12 protein-coding genes are annotated in these 17,330 nt (G+C 73.3%); 9 read left to right on the plus strand and 3 right to left on the minus strand.

What is annotated here, in order from left to right:
- Positions 1-33: 33 nt before the first annotated feature.
- Both AB0B63_RS15145 and AB0B63_RS15150 read left to right on the plus strand, forming a co-directional pair.
- Positions 34-1,755 carry a pectinesterase family protein gene (locus AB0B63_RS15145; protein WP_357018644.1) on the plus strand — a complete coding sequence of 574 codons (1,722 nt, stop codon included), beginning with the start codon at positions 34-36 and terminating at the stop codon, positions 1,753-1,755.
- A 213-nt stretch (positions 1,756-1,968) separates the two neighbouring features.
- Positions 1,969-3,366 (plus strand): glycosyl hydrolase family 18 protein, encoded by a 1,398-nt coding sequence (locus AB0B63_RS15150; RefSeq protein WP_357018648.1) that lies wholly within the window; start codon positions 1,969-1,971, stop codon positions 3,364-3,366.
- Between the two features lie 130 nt (positions 3,367-3,496).
- Here AB0B63_RS15150 and AB0B63_RS15155 read toward each other — a convergent pair whose 3' ends face one another.
- Positions 3,497-5,305 (minus strand): right-handed parallel beta-helix repeat-containing protein, encoded by a 1,809-nt coding sequence (locus AB0B63_RS15155; protein WP_357018652.1) that lies wholly within the window; start codon positions 5,303-5,305, stop codon positions 3,497-3,499.
- Between the two features lie 196 nt (positions 5,306-5,501).
- A complete protein-coding gene (locus AB0B63_RS15160) occupies positions 5,502-7,694 on the minus strand; it encodes a carbohydrate-binding module family 20 domain-containing protein (protein ID WP_357018655.1) in 2,193 nt (730 codons plus the stop codon).
- Positions 7,695-7,998: 304 nt separating this feature from the next.
- Between AB0B63_RS15160 and AB0B63_RS15165 the strand changes: the two genes are divergently transcribed.
- Positions 7,999-9,294 carry a low temperature requirement protein A gene (locus tag AB0B63_RS15165; RefSeq protein WP_357018657.1) on the plus strand — a complete coding sequence of 432 codons (1,296 nt, stop codon included), beginning with the start codon at positions 7,999-8,001 and terminating at the stop codon, positions 9,292-9,294.
- 101 nt (positions 9,295-9,395) lie between these two features.
- Here AB0B63_RS15165 and AB0B63_RS15170 read toward each other — a convergent pair whose 3' ends face one another.
- Positions 9,396-10,841, minus strand: coding sequence for a pectinesterase family protein (locus AB0B63_RS15170; protein WP_357018661.1), 1,446 nt, complete (start codon positions 10,839-10,841; stop codon positions 9,396-9,398).
- Between the two features lie 204 nt (positions 10,842-11,045).
- Between AB0B63_RS15170 and AB0B63_RS15175 the strand changes: the two genes are divergently transcribed.
- Genes AB0B63_RS15175 through AB0B63_RS15200 form a run of 6 tightly spaced genes read left to right on the plus strand, consistent with a single transcriptional unit; the run spans position 11,046 to position 17,271 of the window.
- Positions 11,046-11,978, plus strand: a complete 933-nt coding sequence (locus tag AB0B63_RS15175) for an STM4015 family protein (protein WP_357018664.1) — start codon at positions 11,046-11,048, stop codon at positions 11,976-11,978.
- 6 nt (positions 11,979-11,984) lie between these two features.
- A complete protein-coding gene (locus tag AB0B63_RS15180; RefSeq protein ID WP_357018667.1) occupies positions 11,985-12,935 on the plus strand; it encodes an STM4015 family protein in 951 nt (316 codons plus the stop codon).
- A 1-nt stretch (position 12,936) separates the two neighbouring features.
- A complete protein-coding gene (locus AB0B63_RS15185; RefSeq protein ID WP_357018669.1) occupies positions 12,937-14,133 on the plus strand; it encodes an STM4014 family protein in 1,197 nt (398 codons plus the stop codon).
- A complete protein-coding gene (locus AB0B63_RS15190) occupies positions 14,121-14,924 on the plus strand; it encodes an STM4013/SEN3800 family hydrolase (protein ID WP_357018673.1) in 804 nt (267 codons plus the stop codon). The genes AB0B63_RS15185 and AB0B63_RS15190 overlap by 13 nt, the downstream gene beginning before the upstream one ends.
- Positions 14,921-16,246, plus strand: a complete 1,326-nt coding sequence (locus tag AB0B63_RS15195) for an STM4012 family radical SAM protein (protein ID WP_357018676.1) — start codon at positions 14,921-14,923, stop codon at positions 16,244-16,246. The genes AB0B63_RS15190 and AB0B63_RS15195 overlap by 4 nt, the downstream gene beginning before the upstream one ends.
- Positions 16,243-17,271 (plus strand): STM4011 family radical SAM protein, encoded by a 1,029-nt coding sequence (locus AB0B63_RS15200; protein WP_357018679.1) that lies wholly within the window; start codon positions 16,243-16,245, stop codon positions 17,269-17,271. The genes AB0B63_RS15195 and AB0B63_RS15200 overlap by 4 nt, the downstream gene beginning before the upstream one ends.
- Positions 17,272-17,330 lie beyond the last annotated feature (59 nt).

The raw sequence follows: 17,330 nt of genomic DNA on the forward strand, positions 1-17,330 counted from the left end.
CGCCTCCACCCCGTCCCCGGAGGTTCATCCGCCATGCGCAGAAACCGCCGCCCGCTCGCCGTCGCCGTCGCGGCGCTCGCCACCGCGCTGCTCTGCCTCACCCCGCTCGGCGGTGCGCAGGTCGCCCACGCCGCCACCCTGTTCGGCGACGACTTCACCGACGGCGACCTCGCCGGCTGGTCGAGGTCCGGCGGCACCTGGTCGGTGGCCGCCGACGACAGCCCGGCGTTGCAGCAGGCCAGGGCCGACACCGGCGACGCCCGGCTGTTCGCCGGCAGCGCGTCGTGGTCCGACCAGGTCGTGCAGGCCCGGGTGAAGCCGCTGGCCCTGCCCGGCAACGGCATGGTCGCGCTGCTGGCCCGCGCCAGCGGCGCGACCAGCTACTACCGGCTCGCCCTGTCGGCCGGCGATCAGGTCCGGCTGGAGGCGGTACGCAGCGGCCGGGTCACCCCGCTGGCCACGGTGTCCCACCCGGTGACGGCGGGCGGCTGGCACACCCTGCGGATCGAGGTCGCCGGGACGGTGGTAAGCGGCTGGGTCGACGGCGTCCCGGTCGGCTCCGGCACCGGCACCCTGACCTCGACCGGCCGGATCGGCGTGCAGACCGGCAACGCCACCGCCCGCTTCGACGACGTGCTGGTGACCCGGGGCGAACCCGCCCCGACCAGTGCGCCACCGAGCCCCACGACCACCCCGACCGGCACGACGCCGACCCCCGGCGGCACCCCCACCACCACCCCGTCGGACACCCCGCCGCCCACCGGCCCGACGCCCACGCCCACCGGGCCGGCCGAGGGGTCCTCGGTGGTCGCCCGGGACGGCAGCGGGGACTTCACCAGCGTGCAGGCGGCGGTGGACGCGGTGCCGGTGGGCAACGCGAGCCGGTACACCATCACCATCCGGCCGGGCACCTACCGGGAGACGGTGACGGTCCCGGCGGCCAAGCCGTACGTGTCGTTCGTCGGGTCGACCGGGGACGCCCGGGACGTGGTGATCGTCTATGACAACGCCTCGGGCACCCCCAAACCGGGTGGCGGCACGTACGGCACGTCGGGCAGCGCCTCGGTGACCATCGACGGCAACGACTTCACCGCCCGGCACCTGACCTTCGCCAACGACTTCGACGAGGCGGCGCACGACTACAGCGCCGAGCAGGCGGTGGCCGTGCTGACCCGGGCCGACCGGCTGGTCTTCGACGACGTGCGGTTCCTCGGCAACCAGGACACGCTCTACCACAACAGCGCCTCCGTCGACGCGGTCGGCCGGGCGTACTTCCGGGACTGCTACGTCGAGGGTGACGTCGACTTCGTCTTCGGCCGGGGCACCGGGGTCTTCGACCGCTGCGAGATCCGATCGCTCAGCCGGGGCTCGACGAGCAACAACGGGTACGTCACCGCACCGTCCACCATGATCGGCAACCCGTACGGGCTGCTCTTCACCGACTGCACGCTGACCACCGACTCGGCGGCGGCGCAGAGCGTGCACCTGGGCCGGCCGTGGCACCCGAGCGGGGACGTCAACGCGATCGGGCAGGTGGTGTTCCGCGACAGCGTGCTCGGTGCGCACGTGAAGGACTCCCCGTGGAGCGACATGTCCGGCTTCTCCTGGCGTGACGCCCGGTTCTTCGAGTACCGCAACGACGGTCCCGGGTCGACGGTCACCGTCGACCGGCCACAGTTGACCGACGCGCAGGCGTCGACCTACACCCCGCAGCGGTACCTGGCCGGCACGGACGGCTGGAACCCGGTCCCCTGACGGCGGCCCCTCCCCGCGCCCCGCCCCGCTGCCCGACGGCACCGCCCGCCCGGTCCCGTAGGGCCGCCGGTCAGGAGGTGGTCGGCTACGACCGCAACGCCGACCGGGTGCGCCGCCCGACCCCACCCCTGCCGGGCGGCGCACCTACGCGCAGGCATTTACATTTAACAAAGTTAACTGCTAGCCTCCCCGCCATCGACGAGGAGGTATGCCATGCGACTTCGACCGGGGACGACGGCCATCCTGGCCGGGGTGGTGGTGCTCGCCGCCGCACTGCCCACCGCGAACGGCTTCGCCGCGCCGACCACGGCAACGGGCAACGCCGCCACCATGGCGGCCTGCTCCGCACCGGCCTGGTCCGAGGGCGTCACCTACCCGGCCGGCACCCGGGTCAGCTACCTCGGCCGCCTCTACGAGTCGCTGGTGACCCACACCCCGCCGGCCGGTGCCGGCTGGAACCCGGCCGCCGTCCCGGCGCTCTGGCGTGACCTGGGCGTCTGCACCGGCACCCCCTCCCCCACCGCGTCGCCGACACCCACCGCCACGCCCACCCGCCCGCCCACCCCGACACCCACGCCGAGCGTCACGCCCACCCGTCCTCCGACACCCACGCCCACCGCCACCCCCGGCACGACGACACCGCCGCCCGACGGCACGGGCTGTGCGCTGAAGCCCCGGCCGACCGGCAAGGTGCTCCAGGGCTACTGGGAGAACTGGGACGGCGCGGCCAACGGTGTCCACCCGCCGCTGGGCTGGATCCCGATCACCGACCCCCGGATCACCGGGCACGGCTACAACGTGGTCACCGCCGCCTTCCCGGTGATCCGCGCCGACGGCACCGTGCTCTGGGAGGACGGCATGGACGCCACCGTCCGGGTGCCCACCCCGACCGAGATGTGCCAGGCCAAGGCCGCCGGGCTGACCGTGCTGCTGTCGATCGGCGGCGCCACCGCCGGCATCGACCTCGGCTCGGCCGCCGTCGCCGACCGGTTCGTCGCCACCGTCGTGCCGATCCTCAAGCGGTACCACTTCGACGGCATCGACATCGACATCGAGACCGGGCTGACCGGCAGCGGCGACATCACCCGGCCGTCCACCTCGCAGGCCAACCTGATCCGCATCATCGACGGCGTGCTGGCCCAGATGCCGGCCGGCTTCGGCCTGACCATGGCACCGGAGACCGCGTACGTCACCGGCGGCAGCGTCACCTACGGCTCCATCTGGGGCGCGTACCTGCCGGTCATCAAGCGGTACGTCGACAACGGGCGGCTCTGGTGGCTCAACATGCAGTACTACAACGGCAGCATGTACGGCTGCGCCGGTGACTCGTACCCGGCCGGGGCGGTGGCGGGCTTCACCGCCCAGACCGACTGCCTCAACGCCGGCCTGGTCATCCAGGGCACCACCATCCGCGTCCCGTACGACAAGCAGGTCCCCGGCCTGCCCGCGCAGCCCGGCGCCGGTGGCGGCTACCTCGCGCCGGCCTCGGTGGCGCAGGCGTGGAACACCTACCGGGGTGGCCTGAAGGGGCTGATGACCTGGTCGGTGAACTGGGACGGGTCCAAGGGCTGGACGTTCGGCGACAACGTCCGCGCCCTCCAGGGCCGCTGAGTCCCCGTCGGGCGACGCCGCGCCGCCCGGCCGGCCCCGACCACACCGGTCGGGGCCGGCGGGCCGGTCCGCCCGGATGGGTCGGTCGTGCTCCCGCCGGTGCGGGCGGGAGCACGACCCGGCGAGTGGCTCAGAGCCGGGCACCCACGTCGGCACCGTTGGCCGGGCGCAGGAAGTTCGACGGCGGGATGGACCCGTCGGCGGCCCGGGGGCCGGTGATGGTCGACGGGTCGGTGCTGACCAGTGGCCAGGTGCCGCCGAGGTTCCAGGAGTTGTCGGTCCCGGTCGAGGAGCCGGGCGACACGTCGGGGGTGTTGCCGACCGCCAGGTTACGGTGCAGTTGGGAGGTGGAACGGGACACGTCGAAACCGGCCTTACCGTTGCGCCACGCGGTGTTGCGGTCGAACAACAGCGTGCCGGGGTTACCGTTGTCGATGAAGCCGCCCGCCGAGTTGCCCCAGGCCATGCTGTTGCGGGTGACGTGGTCGACGGCGGGGCGCGGGTCGTTGCCGCCGCCGTGCTTGAAGCCGTTGCCGTCTCCTGCGTAGTCGGGCAGATTCCAGTAGTTGTAGCCGTTGTCGTAGGCGACGCTGTCCTCGATCAGGATCGGCGACTGGAACAGCCAGGCATCGAACCCGTCGTCGGAGTTGCGCCACAGCCGCGCACCGCTCACCCGGTTGTCGAGGCCCGAACCCTCCTTGATCGCCAGCCCGTCGGCGCTCTCGCCGTTCTTGCGGGGGTCCCGGTTGCCGTAACTGTCCAGGTTGATGATCCGGTTGCCGCTGGACGCGCCCTGCAGGTGCAGCCCGGACTCGTAGTTGTCCCGGGTGACCAGGCGCTCGTACCTGCCGTAGTTGGTGTCGACGCCGAAGATGCCGTACGGGCCGTGGACGATCTCCAGGCCGACGAACCGCCACCAGTCGGCCTCGACGTGCAGCGCGCCCCGGTCGGCCCGGGGGATGCTGGAACCCACCGCGCCCGGCGTGTACGGCATGTTCTCACCGTCGATGACCACCTTCTCACCCTGGTAGTTCGTCAGGGTGATCGGTTGGTACGACGTACCGTCCTTGAGGATCTTGATGGTGCTGGTCGGCGCGTAGGTGCCGCCGCGTACCGCGATGGTGGTGCCGGGCTCGGCCAGGTCGTGCGCGCGCTGGATGGTGCGCAACGGCCGGGCCAGCGTGCCGGGGTTGGCGTCGTCACCGTCGGTGGCGACCACCAGCACGACGGTCCCGGGCGGCGGGGTCGAGGGCGGCGGGGGTGTGGTCGGGCTCGGCGGCGGGGTGTGGGTGGGGGCCGGCGGGGTGGTCGGCGGGACGTCGTTGTCCCGGACCAGGACGTCGTCGAAGGACGCCGACGCGTAAGCGGTCTGCAACCCGATCCGGCCGGCTCCGATCAGCGAGCTGGTGACCTCGCCGACGAAGACCCCGTCGACCCGGCCCCGCACGGTGCTGCCGACGACCTCGACGACGAGGGTGTGCCAGGTGCCGGTGGTCACGGGGTGGACGATGCCGGCCAGCACGGTGACCGCGCCGCCGTTGACCGCCTGCAACTGCACCTGGTTGCCGGGCAGCAGCGCCAGCCGGTAGTAGCGCGTCGCCCCGGACGCGCGGGCCAGCAGGCCGACCTGGCCGCCGGTGCCGAGGCTGAGCGGTTTCACCCTGGCCTGGACGAGGTAGTCGGTCCAGCCGCTGCTGCCGGCGAAGAGCCGGGCGTTCTCGCTGCCGGCGTTGGACTGGCGGACGGCCGGGGAGCCGTCGGTGACGACCGTCCAGGTGCCACCCGACTTCGACCAGCCGGCGGTGTCGCCGTCGGTGAAGTCGTCGCTGAACACGGTGGCGGCGGAGGCGGTGGTGACCGGTCCGACCAGGAGGGCGACCACGGGGACGAGCACCGCGGCGAGCAGCAGGGCCAGCCGACGCTGGCGGGACGGTCGCATGAGGCGTACCTCCGACGGTGGGCGGACAGGGTGGCGGCGACAAGAAAGCGCTTTCCCGGACGATACGAGCACGCATCGACATTCGTCAAACTGAGATGCCCGCCCCCACCGCCATCGACGCCGCGCCGGTGCCCCGGCACCGACGGCGCGGCGGCCGACCCCCGGGAAGGGGACCGGCCGCCGCACCCGCCCGACGTCACCGCCAGGTGTCGTTGGCGCTCCACGAGCCGGTCGACCCGACGGTGGCGCTGCGGTTGCCCCCGGACTCCCAGGTCACCGTGCCGTCGGGGTTCTTCTTCAGGTACTTGTACTCGAACGTCGTGTTCGCCGGCAGGGCGACCGTGGCCCGCCACAGCGGGTACGCCGCCGAGGAGAGCGCCACCGCGTTCGCCGGGTTCCACGAGCCCAGCGCCGCGACACTGCCCACCACGAAGACGTTCTGCCCGTACGAGGTGGTGGCGTTGACCGTGAACGACGCCCCCTGCGTGCCGGCCGGGTCGCCCCGGAAGGTGTCGGTGACCGACGCGGTGCCACTGCCCGGCGTGGTCAACGTCCGGTTGCTCCCCGACTCCCAGGTCACCACGCCGGCCGTGGTCTTCTTGAGGAACTTGAACTCCACCGCCGTGGCCGCCGGCAGGTTGACCACCGCCCGGTAGGTCCCCCCGCCCAGCGCGGTCAGCTTGACCGCGGCGGCCGGGGCCCACGAACCCAACGCCGGCACACTGCCGACGACGTAGGCGTCCTGCCCACCGGCGAGGGACGCGGTGACGGTGAAGGTGGTGGCGACCGTGCCGGCCGGCGCGGTCGGCGTCGGCGTGGCGCTGGCCGTGGGCGTCGGGGTGGCGGTGGGCGTGGTCGCCGGGCCGCTCTTCGCGTTGACGTGCAGCGCCACCGCGCCGTTGGCGGGGATCTGCACGGTGGCCCGGCCACCGCTGACGGTCACCGTCGTGCCGGTGCAGCCGGACCCGCCGCGCGCCCCGGAGATCACGTCGCAGTACGACCCGTCGGCCAGGCCGGTGGTGAAGGTGGCGGTGCTGGCGGAACCGGAGTCGTTGATCCCGATCCAGGCCCGGTCGCCCCGGTGGAAGCCGATGACGTTGCTGTTGACCACGGTGAAGTCGGAGACGGTCTTGACCGACTTCGCGGTGTTCGCCCAGCCGACCATGCCCTTGATCCCGGTGGACCGGGTCAGGCAGTTCCAGCTGTTGCCGCAGACGGTGTCGGTGACGTAGCCGTTGCCGTCGGCGGGCGGCGACTGGTTGCGGTTGGACCAGGTGAAGCTGTCGTAGACCGACGGCTTGCCGTGCGGGTAGGCCAGCGCGAAGTAGTTGGCCAGGACGTAGTCGCTGCCGTCGCGGTAGGACAGCACCACCCCGTCGCGCTCCAGGTCGTGGTTGGTGACCATGGCGAACACGTTGGCGCTCGGCGCGTCGAGGTTCCAGCTGCCGACGTTGGCCAGGTTGGCGATCGAGCCCTGGAACGCCGACTTCAGGCCCTTGGCGTACCCGAAGTCGAGCACGTCGCCGTTGCCGGTGAAGGCGCGGGCCTTGAGGGCGTCGTTGCTGGCCCCGTCGAAGATCTCCTGGGCGACGTACGGGCGCTTGTTCTCGGCGGTGGTGTTGCGCACCTTGCCGAGGATCGCGGCGAAGTCGTCCTTCTTGACGTGCTTGACCGCGTCCACCCGGAACCCGTCGACCCCGAGGCCGACCAGGTCGTTGAGGAAGCCGGCGACCTTGGTACGGACGCTGTCCTTCTCGGTGTAGAGGTCGGTCAGGGACAGCAGCTCGCAGCTGGTCACCTGGGCCTCGTTGTTCCAGTCGTTGATCGCACCGGAGGTCGGGCAGTTGTCACCCGGGCGGTGGAAGTCGCCGGTGCCGTAGGGCACGGCCGGGAAGCTGTAGCCGGGGCCGGAGAAGTCGGTGCCGGCGTACCCGACGACCGACTCGGGGTTGTTGGCGCCGGCCATGTGGTTGACCACCGCGTCGACGTACACCCGCACGCCGGCGTTGTGGCAGGTGGTGACCATGTCGGCGAACTGCTGCCGGGTGCCGAAGCGGCTCTCCAGCCGGTAGGAGACCGGCTGGTACACCTCGTACCAGGGGTGGACGCCGTCGGCGCTGCTCGGCAGGCTGACCGACTCCTGCGGCGGGGCGACCTGCACCGCGCCGTAGCCGGCCGGACCGAGGTGGTCGGTGCACGCGGCGGCGACGGAGCGCCAGTTCCATTCCCAGAGGTTGGCGGTGACCTCGCTGTCGTTGAGGGCTACGGCGGCGGTCGCGGGGGCGGTGGCCGGCAGCGCGCTCAGCGCGGCGAGGGAGGAGGCGGTGACAGCGAGGGCGAGGAGGCCCCGTCGCAGACGGGTTCCCCGGGAAACGCGGGGTGCGGACATCGGGAGTGGACCTACTTCCGGGGGTCGAAGAGGCGCTGGGCGGTGGGACGGCCGTCCGGTGGAGAAGACGATGCGGCATCGATGAAAGGTTTTGCAAGACCTTGCGGCAAAGTTTTCGACATCTGCCGGCAATGATCCGCAAAACATTGCACCCTTGGGCGCGGCGGGCTCACCCTGCGTCGCCATCACCCGCGTCGGGGGGGTTTGCCCGGCGTCGCGCCGGGAAGCCGACCTCCTCCGTACCGTCACGAGGGGGCGTCGTGACCCGTCCGTCCACCCACCGGTCCGGGACGGCGTGGCGCCGATGACCACACGGTTGCGCCGGGGCCTGCGGCCGGTCACCGAAGCCACCCGGGTGAGCACCGCCGAGGTCTTCTTCGACCTGGTGTTCGTCTTCGCGTTCCTCCAGGTCACCACGCTGATGATCGCCGAGGACAACCACCTGGCGGTGCTGCACGGACTGCTCGTGCTGAGCCTGCTGTGGTGGTCCTGGTCGCTGTTCGCCTGGCTCGGCAACCGGGTACGCGCCAACTACGGCATCGCCCGGCTCACCCTGCTGGCCACCACCCCGGTGATGTTCGTGCTCGCCGTCACCACCCGGGAGGCGTTCCAGGACTCACCCGGCGGGATCGACACGCCGCTGTGGTTCGTGGGCTGCTATCTCGCCGTACGCTGCTGCTACCTGGGCCTGCGCCTGTACTCGTCGCCGCAGCTGCGGGCCCGCGACGTCCTGGCGCTCACCGTGCCCCCGGTCCTGGCCGCCGGCCTGCTGACCGGCGCGGCGCTGCTGCCGCGCACCGCGCTGCCCACCGACCGGATAATCGCCGCGCAGGTGCTGCTGTGGGTGCTGGCCGGCATCGTCGACTACGTCGTCGGCCAGGCCCTGCCACGGCCGCCGCGCATGATCTTCTCCGCCCGGCACTGGACCGAACGGCACAACCTGATCGTCATCGCCGCCCTCGGGGAGGTGCTGATCGCGGTCGGCATCGCCGGCTCCCAGCTGACCAACTCGGTCGGCCTGCTGGCCGCCTCCGCCCTCGCGGTGGTGGTGGCGGGCGCCCTGGAGTGGATCTACATCGACCTGTCGACGCTGGTCGGTGAGCATGCCCTGCGCGCCGCCCCGCCGGCCGAACGGACCGCGCTCGCCCGCGACTGCTACTCCTTCCTGCACCTGCCGATGATCGCCGGCATCATGCTGCTGGCCCTGGGGTTCAAGCACATGCCCACCCTCGTCGGGGAGGCCGGCACCTACACGGGCGGCCAGCCCCTGGACCACACCGGCCGCTACGCGCTGTACGGCGGCGTGGTCACCTTCCTGCTCGCCCATGCGGCGTTCCAGTGGCGCCTCAGCCGCACCTGCCGGAACCTGATCTGGCCCCGACTGGTCGCCGCCGCGACGCTGCTCGCCCTGCTGCCGGCCACCGCCGGCATCCCCGCCCTGCGGGCGCTGGCCTGGCTGGCCCTGGCCTGCCTGGCCACCGCGGTCACCGAGTTCCTGGTCAGCCGCCGCGAGCGGCAACGACTGCGTCGCGCCCTCATCGAGGAGCGCGAGGGCACCTGCGCGGCCACGCAGCACGGGCCGGGCCGGTCAGTCGACTGACCGGCCCGGCCCGTGCTGCGGACCGTCCCGGTCCCCGCGTCGGAACCGACGCGGGGACCGGGGTCACCTCGGGTGCGGCTCGTCCGCCGTCGGCCGGACGCTCACATCGGGTTCCAGCCGTCGCTGCCGGCCAGGTAGCGCTGCGGCGTGTAGGTGGCCGCCTGGGCGTCACTGAGCTGGGGACGGTTGCCGTTGGTGCCGGCACCGGGCCCGGTGTTGCGGTACTCGCGGAACCGCGCGTTCTGCCACACGTTGCCGGACATGTCGGTCCAGGGCTGGGCGGTCTTCAGGGTCGCGCTGAGCGTCGACTCGCGGTAGAGGACCTGGGCGTCCGGCCCCCACGGGCGGCCGAGCTGGGTGGTGTTGTTCGTCGCCCCGGTGATCGTCGACCGGTAGATCAGCATCCCGTACGTCTTGCTGGCCGGCGTCCGGGCGGCGGTGATCGGTCCACCGGTCGACCGCTTCTCGTAGATCGAGCTGCTGTCGACGACGATCGTGCCGCCGCCGAAGATGAAGTCGACGGTGCCCTCCACGTAGGAGCCGACCACGTACGCGCGGGTCTTGTCGTTGACCAGGAAGGTGTCCTGGTCACCGAGGAGCCGGACGTTGCGCAGCACCGCCCGGTCGGCGTTCAGGTGCAGCGCCACCGCCTGCTGGTCGACGCCCGAGGAGTTCTCCACGAAGTCGTTGGCGATGGTCAGGTTCTCGGCGACGAAGTTCGCCCCGTCGACGAACATGCTCGCGCTGTTGAAGGTGCCGTAGGTGGTGCCGTCCGGCTTACGGGTGCCGGCGGAGTTGTTGTAGACGAGCACCACGTTCGACGGCGCCGAGCCGAGGCCCCGCAGGGTGACGTTGGTCTTGTTCGAGGCCACCCGGACGACCTCGCGGTAGGTGCCGGGCTTGATGGTGATCGTGGTCCGGCTGGAACTGTTCGCCGGCACCGCGTCGATGGCGGCCTGCACCGTGCGGTACCTGCCGGTGCCGTCCGAGGCGACCGTCGGCGTCCCGCTGGTCGGCGGTGGGGTGGTCGGCGGAGGCGGGGTGGTGGGGGGCGGCGTCGTCGGGGGCGGGGTGGTGGGGGGCGGGGTGGTCGGCGGAGGCGGGGTGGTCGGCGCGGCGGTGGTGGGGGTGGTCGTCCCGGTGCAGGCCGTGCCGTTGAGCGTGAAGCCGGCGGGGTCGGGGTTGCTGCCGGTCCAGGTGCCGTTGAACCCGACGTCCACCACGCCACCGGTGCCGATGGCGGCGTTGTAGTCGAGGTTGGTGGCGACGACGGCGCCGCTGGCCGGGCTGGCGGTGAAGCCCCACGCGCTGGTGATGGTCTGCCCGGCGGGGAAGGTCCAGCCGAGCCGCCAGCCGTTGACGGGGTCACCCAGGTTTTTGATCGAGATGGCGGCGGTGAAGCCACCGGTCCACTGGGCGCCGACCTGGTAGGTGACCTGACAGCCGGCGGCGGCCTGCGCCGAGACGGCGGTGACGACACCGGCGACGAGGGTGGTGGTGACGGCGGTGGCGACGATCGACGCCGCCCGCCGGGTGCGATTTCTCACGAGCGAACTCCCCGGGGTATCCGAACACGGACCGCCGTGGGAGCGCTCACACGAGCCTCGCATACCCGGCTTCCGCTGTAAAGCGTCACCGGCCGGACACCACCGGTTGGCGCGGACGGGTCCGGTCACCCGGCGGCTGATCATCCTGTCGGTCGGTCCTGTTACGGTCGCGCCGCTGTCACACCAGTCGAGCCGGAGGTAGGCGTGATCCGTTCGCACATGTCGTCGTTCGCCGGAATGCCGGTGGTCCCCTTCACACCGGGGATGACCCTGCCCGACGACCCGTCGGCCGTCGCCTGGCGGCTGGAGGTCGAGGACTTCGAGGCCGAGCCGGAGGAGTTCGCCGGCCTGGTCGCGGCGCTGCGGGCGGAGGTGCCCGGCGAGGCGGTCCACGCCCTGGTGATCGGCGAGTGGGGCTCGGCGTACGAGCGGGCCCTGCCGGTCGACCTGCTGGCCGACGCCGCGAAGGACTGGACCGCCCTGCGCGCGGTGTTCCTGGCCGACCTGGTCAGCGAGCAGTGCGAGATCTCCTGGCTCACCCACGGTGACCTCACCCCGCTGCTCACCGCCTACCCGCAGCTGGAGACGCTGTGGGTACGCGGGGCCAACGAGCTGACCCTGCAACCGGTACGCCACACCGGGCTGCGGGAACTGGGCTTCCAGACCGGCGGCCTGCCGGCCGAGGTGACCCGGGCGGTGGGCGACAGCGACCTGCCCGCCCTGCACCGGCTCGACCTGTGGCTCGGCCGGCAGGACTACGGCGGCGACACCGGCGTCGACGACCTGGCCGCGATCCTGGCCGGCGACCGGCTGCCCGCGCTGCGGCACCTGGCGGTCTGCAACGCCGAGTTCGCCGACCACGTCGCGCGGGCGGTGGCCACCGCCCCGGTGGTGGCCCGGCTGGAGGTGCTCGACCTGTCGATGGGCGTGCTCACCGACCCCGGCGCCGAGGCGCTGCTGGCCGGGCAGCCGCTGACCCACCTGCGCCGCCTCGACCTGCACCACCACTTCCTCTCCCCCGAGGTCGCACAGCGGCTGACCGACGCGCTGCCCGGTGTCCAGGTCGACCTGGACGACCCGCAGACGCCCGACGAGTACCACGGCACCGTCTACCGGTTCACCGCGGTCGGGGAGTGAGCGGCGATGACGTTCGGTTCCCACGCGCAGACGTTCGCCGGCCGGCCGGTGGTCGAGTTCCCCGCCGACGGTCCGCTGCCCACCGTGGACGGCCCGGTCTGCTGGCGGGTCGCCGACTGGCACTTCGACGGCAACACCCGGCAGGACACCCTGTCGGAACAGTTCCGGGACCGGTTCGACAGGTTCGTCGAGCAGGTCGGTGACCAGGCCGAGGCGATGGTCGTCGGGGCCTGGGGATACGCGGCGTTCCACCACGCCCCGATCGCCCAGCTCTGCGCGGCGGCCCCCCGGCTGCCCCGGCTGCGGGCCCTGTTCCTCGGCGACATGGTCACCGAGGAGTGCGAGGTCTCCTGGATGCGGGTCGGCGACGTCAGCCCGTTGCTGACCGCGTACCCGCAGCTGGAGGTGCTGCGGGTACGCGGCGGCGAGGACTTCAGCTTCTCCCCGGTGCGCCACGACCGGCTGCGGACGCTGTCCGTACAGAGCGGCGGGCTGCCCCGGGAGTTCGTCGCCGCGGTGCTCGGCTCGCAGCTGCCCGCACTGCACCACCTGGACCTGTGGCTGGGCACCGACGACTACGGCGGGGACACCACCGTGGCCGACCTGGACGCGTTGCTGGCCGGCAAGCTCTTCCCGGCGCTGCGCCGGCTCGGGCTGCGCAACTCCGTGATCACCGACGAGTTGGCCGCCGCGCTCGCCACCGCCGCCGTGGTGCCCCGGTTGGAGCGGCTCGACCTGTCGCTGGGCACGCTGTCCGACGACGGGCTCGCCGCACTGCTCGCCGGGCAGCCCCTCACCCACCTGTCCGCGCTCGACCTGCACCACCACTACCTGTCGGAGGACGCCGCCAACCGGGTGGTCGCCGCGTTGCCCGGCATCGAGGTGGACGTCTCCGAACCGCAGGAAGCCGACGAGGACGACGGGGAGACCTACCGCTACACGGCGGTGTCGGAGTGACATGCGACTGACCGTGGTGGGCAACCCCGACAACCGGCGGGTCGCGCTGTTCCGGCGGGCCGTACGCGAGGCGGGGTTGCCCGACCCGGCGGTGCTGCCCTGGGCGCGGGTGCTCACCGGGGCGGCCCCGCCGGACGCCGACGCCCTGGTCCGGGTCGACTCCCCCGGCGAGGACGCGGAGGTGGACCGGCTGCTGCGCGGCGCGGCCACCCCCGCCCGGCACGGGGAGCTGATCGGCCTCGCCGACACGTACGCCGGGCTGGTGGCCGGAATGGGCCGCGTGGCAGCCGGGGGCGCGACGCTGCTCAACCACCCCGACGACGTGGCGGTGCTGTGCGACAAGCGCCGCTGCCACGCGCTGCTGTCGGCCGCCGGGGTGCCGGTGCCGTCGGCGCTCCCGCCGGTCGGCGGCTACCCGCAGTTGCGGGCGGCGATGACGGCGGCCGGCTGGCACCGGGTGTTCGTCAAGCCGGCGCACGGCTCGTCGGCGGCCGGGGTGCTCGCGCTCGCCGTCGGCCCGCGCCGGGTGCAGGCGGTCACCCCGATCGAGATCACCCCGGACGGGCTGTTCAACTCGCTGCGGCTGCGCCGCTACGACGACGAGGCGACCATCGCGGCACTGGTCGACCGGCTCGCCCCGGAAGGCCTGCACGTGGAGCAGTGGCTACCCAAGGCCGGGCTGGCCGACCGGGTGGTCGACCTGCGGGTGGTGGTGGTCGCCGGCCAGGCCACCCACGCGGTGGTCCGGGCCGCCCGGGGCCCGCTGACCAACCTGCACCTGGGCAACGCGCGCGGCGACCTGGCCGCGCTGCGGGCCGCGGCCGGCACGGAGTCCTGGGCGGCGGCGATGCGGACCTGCGAGCGGGCGGCGGCGTGTTTCCCCCGGTCACTGCATGTCGGGGTCGACCTGATGTTCCTGGTGGGCTGGCGCCGGCACGCGGTCGCCGAGGTCAACGCGTTCGGCGACCTGCTGCCCGGCGTGCTGGCCGACGGCCGGGACACCTACGCCGAGCAGGTGCACGCGCTGACCAGCGGCCGGTGGGACCGGTGGCGGGCGACAGCGCCGGCCCGCCCGCCCGGAGACGGCACGGCAGCGACGGGGCGCGACGCGGTGGCCGGCACGGCGACCTGGTCGGCCCGCCCGACGGCCGGCGGGCCGGCGACGACGCGGCAGCAGGAGGTCGGATGCGCACGCTGATCGGCAGTCACGACATCTGCCTGGTCACCCTGGACACACTGCGTTTCGACGTGGCCGACGAGCTGGCCGAAGCCGGTCGGACACCCCGGCTGGCCCGGGTGTTGCCGGGCGGGCGGTGGGAGCGGCGGCACTCCCCCGCCAGCTTCACCTACGCCGCGCACCACGCCTTCTTCGCCGGCTTCCTGCCCACCCCGGTGGGGCCGGGTCGGCACGAGCGGCTGTACGCGGCGGCGTTCCCGGGCAGCGAGACCGCCGGGGCCGACACCTGGGTCTTCGACGCCCCCGACCTGCCGACCGCGCTGGCCGGGGCGGGTTACCACACGCTCTGCCTGGGCGGGGTGGGCTTCTTCAACCGGCGCAGCCCGCTCGGGTCGGTGCTGCCGGGCCTGTTCGCCGAGGCGCACTGGGAGCCGGCGTTCGGGGTCACCTCCCCCACCTGCCTGGACGCGCAGCTCGACCGGCTGGCCGAGGTGCTGCCCGGCCAGCCCGCCGACCGGCCGGTGTTCACCTTCCTCAACGTCGCCGCCCTGCACCAACCCAACCGGCACCACCTGCCCGGCGCGGCGCACGACAGCCGGGACAGTCACGCCGCCGCCCTGGAGTACGTCGACTCCCGGGTCGACCGGCTATTCGCCCTGCTCACCGGGCGGGGGCGGCCGGTGTTCACGATCATCTGCTCCGACCACGGCACGGCGTACGGCGAGGACGGGCACACCGGCCACCGGGTCGGCCACGACGTGGTGTGGACCGTGCCGTACGCCCACTTCACTCTGCGACCGGGGGAATGGTGACCAGCACCGACACGGGCCTCGACGGCTCGCCGTACCAGCAGTACCTCTACGCGTACCCGCACAAGACCTCCTACCGGGCGTTGCGGCCCCGGCCGCTGCTGGCCGACGTGTGGCGGGCCGAGGCCCGCGACGCGTTGTTCCTCTATGTGCACCTGCCGTTCTGCGAGATGCGCTGCGGCTTCTGCAACCTGTTCACCCGGGCCAACGCCCCGCAGGAGCAGGTGACGGCCTACCTGCGGCAACTGCGCCGGCAGGCGGAACGGGTCGCCGACGCGCTCGGCGACGACGCCGGGTACGCCCGGGTGGCGTTCGGCGGGGGCACCCCCACCTACCTGACCGCCGACGAGCTGACCGACCTGTTCGACATCGTCACCGGCACCTCCGGGGCGCGGCTGCCGGGCGTACCGCTGGGGGTGGAGACCTCGCCGGCCACCGCGACGCCGGAGCGGCTGGCGGTGCTGGCGGCGCACGGGGTGCACCGGGTGAGCATCGGCGTGCAGAGCTTCCTCGACGTCGAGGCGCGGGCCGCCGGCCGACCGCAGCGGCGCGCGGAGGTGGAGACGGCGCTCGGCGCGATCCGGGCCGCGGCGGTCCCCGTGCTCAACATCGACCTGATCTACGGCATCGACGGGCAGACGGCGGCGACCTGGCAGGAGAGCCTGGACGCGGCGCTGGCCTGGCGGCCGGAGGAGCTGTACCTCTACCCGCTGTACGTGCGGCCGTTGACCGGGCTGGGTCGGCGGGCGCACGGCCGGGCCGACTGGGACACCCACCGGCTGGCCCTCTACGAGCAGGCGGTGCAGGTCCTCGGCGCGGCCGGCTACCGACAGGAGTCGATGCGGCAGTTCCGCCGCGCCGACGTGCCCGCCCCGGACGGGCCGGACTACTGCTGCCAGGACGACGGCATGGTGGGCCTCGGGTGCGGGGCGCGCTCCTACACCACCGCGCTGCACTACTCGTTCGACTACGCGGTCTCCGTGTCGCAGGTCCGGTTGGTGTTGGACGACTACCTGGCCCGCCCCGCCGACGACTTCCGCCACGCCGAGTTCGGCTTCGCCCTCGACGGCGCCGAGCAGCGCCGCCGGTGGCTGCTCAAGTCGCTGCTGCGCGCCGAGGGGGTCGACGCGGCGGCCTACACCGCCCGGTTCGGCCGGCCGCCGGGTCAGGACTTCCCCGAGCTGGGGCACCTGGTCGCCCGGGGGTGGGCCAGCGCCGACGGGCTGCGGCTCACCCCGGCCGGGTTGGCCCGCTCCGACGCGGTCGGCCCGTGGCTGACCTCCGCCCGGGTCCAGCAGGCGATGACCGGGTACGTGCCCCGGTGACCGGCCGGCCGCCAGCGCTGCCGCTGCACCCCGTCACGCCCCGGACGGCGCTGCCGCTGCACCCTGTCACGCCCCGGGCGGCGCAGCCGGTGCACCCTGTCACGCCCCGGGCGGCGCAGCCGGGGTGTTCCGGGGCCGGGGCCGCCGACGTCGGGGCGGAGCTGGCGGTGCTCTATCGGGGGCCGTTGGCGAGCTGCAACTACGACTGCCCGTACTGCCCGTTCGCCAAGCGGGTCGACCCGCCGGAGCTGCTGCGCGCCGACCGGGCGGCGCTGGACCGGTTCACCGGCTGGGTGGCGGCCACCACCGACCGGCGGCTGTCGGTGCTGTTCACCCCGTGGGGCGAGGGGCTGACCCGCAGCTGGTACCGCGAGGCCATGGTGGCGCTGTCGCACCTGCCGCACGTCGACCGGGTGGTCATCCAGACCAACCTGGCCGCCCGGGTGGACTGGCTGGCCGACGCCGACCGGGCCACGGCGGCGCTGTGGACGACGTACCACCCGGGGCAGGTCGCCCGGGACCGGTTCCTCGCCCGCTGCGCCCGGCTGTCCGCGCTGGGCGTGCGCTACTCGGTGGGGGTGGTCGGCCTGCCCGAGCACCTGGCCGAGGCGCGGGCGCTACGGGCCGCCCTGCCCCCGGAGGTGTACCTGTGGGTCAACGCGGCCGACGGGCACCACTACCCCGCCGACCAGGAGGCGGCCTGGACGGCGCTGGACCCGCTGTTCGGCTGGAGCGTCCGTCCGCATCGGTCGCTCGACCGGCCCTGCCACGCCGGGGAGACGGCGATCTCCGTCGCGGGTGACGGCACGGTGCGCCGCTGCCACTTCCGGCCCACGCCGATCGGCAACCTCTACGACGGGTCGTGGCGGGCCGCCCTGAAGCCCCGGGCCTGCGACGCCGCGCTCTGCGACTGCCACATCGGGTACGTCCACCTCAAGCCGCTCGGGTTGCGCGACGTGTTCGCCGGTGGGCTGCTGGAACGAATCCCGGCCGCCTGGCCGGTAGGCAGCGGGGCGGCCCGCTGAGCGGGGCGGAAACCGGCAGCCGGGCGGCCCGCTGAGCTGCCGGCACCCGGCAGGCGTGC

Source organism: Micromonospora sp. NPDC049081 (assembly GCF_040648835.1).
Lineage (GTDB): Bacteria > Actinomycetota > Actinomycetes > Mycobacteriales > Micromonosporaceae > Micromonospora > Micromonospora antibiotica.